Consider the following 2,086-nt stretch of genomic DNA (forward strand, 5'->3'; position numbering starts at 1 on the left):
ACCCTTCTCCTACACTAATATCACCAGAGATTTGTCCATTACCACTATTTACTACTCCACCTACATTAGAGTCTTTACCTATAGATATATTTCCTGATATTTTTCCATAATCACTATTAAAGATATTACCTACTTTCGATCCATCATTAACGCTAACATTACTGCTAATAAGCCCATTACCAGCATTAGAAATATTAGTAACTTCACTACCATGATCAACTTTAATACCACCAGTTATTTCTCCGCTTCCTGCATTGATGATATTGCCAACTACACTTTTATTATCAACGCTAACATCTCCTGAGATTTTTCCAGTAGAAGACTCATTGCTATAAAAAGAATTTGCTAAAGCACCATTGATGATATTGCCAACTTTAGATCCATTATTAACGCTAACATTACTGCTAATAAGCCCATTACCAGCATTAGAAATATTAGTAACTTCACTACCATGATCAACTTTAATACCACCAGCTATTTCTCCGCTTCCTGCATTGATGATATTGTCAATTTTAGATCCATTATTAACACTAACATCTCCTGTGATTTTTCCTGAACCTGAATTTACTATACCAGCTATGTAAGATTTATCTGTTAATTCTATAGAACCATTAATATTTCCTGTTCCTATATTATTAATATTTCCAAGAATTTTAGATTCATCGCTTAATTTTATAGAGCCTTCTATTTGACCATTACCTTCGTTTATAAAATCTCCTATAATAGAAGCTTTGTTTTTTAATTCTGTGTCACCATAGATGATACCGTTTTCAGTATTTTTTATTGCAACACCATTGGCATTATAATACATTGCACCATCGATTAAAGAAGTCGCAGCTATGGTTCCACCATCTAGCTTGATACCGCCAGTTTTATTAGTATTACCTAAATGGCCTTTATTGATGATACCAGCTTGACCTCCTGCTAAGGTTCCTGTTACATTGATATCCTCTGTTAGTTTTTGATTAGCTCCTATGAAAAAGCCTGCTATACCACCACTAACTAAACCACCTAAAGAAATTTTACCGATTTGGTAAGAATTTTTAGTATCACTTAATATAATTCCATATTTCCCTGCTTGAATAGTACCTGTATTATTAATATTATCAATAGTCATGGCTGATAAATTTGTATTTGTTCTATCATCTCTAAAAACAATACCATTATTCTTTGCTATGATAGTACCTGAGTTATTAATAGTGTTAACATGAATTGATGCATTAGTTCCCCAACCTACATCATAAAGTTCAATACCATTATTACGTGTTTGAAGAAGACCAGTATTATCGATTGTTTGCAAATTAGTACCTGCATATATCGAAATAGCAGAATCTCCAGAATCTATTGTTCCAGCATTTTTCACAAGTGTTCCCTGTGCCGATTCTCCATAAAAAAATAGTTTAATACCGTATATGTTAGATTTTATAATACCATTTTCTTTATTATCGATAGTTCCAAATCTTCCACCAGAAAAAAAAATTCCAGCAGTGTTACCTATCCAACCTGTACTTTCTATGCGACCTGAATTTGAAAGATTATCAATAGTTGCTTTCACGATAAAAATAGCATCTTGTTTTCCATAAATAGTTCCAGTATTATTTAAAGTTTTAATATTAGAGCCATATTTAACTGCAATACCATTAATATTACCATTTATAGTTCCACTATTATTTAAACTATCAATTTTTCCACCTCGATCAACAAATACACCTAAATTTCCTAAAATAGTGCCATCATTATTCAAAGTTTCTATTTTAGATCCATTACCACCAACTTTAACACCGCCAATAGTACCACCACTTTGATTATTCAAAGTTTTTATAGTACCACTGCCATTGCTATTTTGAATAGTAGCATTAACACTACTTATATATCCATTATTTACTAAATTTTCTAAAGTAGCACCTGACTTTACTTGTATGCCATCTTGACCACCACCACGTATAGTTCCAGTATTTTCTATTGTTTTGACAGTAGAATTTGCTTGAATGTCTATACCATTCCAGTTTTTAACATCTGCACTAATATTACCACTATTGCTAATTTTATCTACAGTTGAGTTGCTAACATTTATACCATTACCACC

At 31.8% G+C, this 2,086-nt stretch carries 1 protein-coding gene; it reads right to left on the minus strand.

Annotated features, from left to right (window positions below):
* Nucleotides 1-2,086, minus strand: a 2,086-nt coding sequence (locus CAMP18498_RS07800; protein WP_337198253.1) for a beta strand repeat-containing protein, incomplete at both ends; no start/stop codon positions are given.

The organism is Campylobacter sp. W0066.2 (assembly GCF_024723515.1).
Classification (GTDB): Bacteria; Campylobacterota; Campylobacteria; order Campylobacterales; family Campylobacteraceae; genus Campylobacter_D.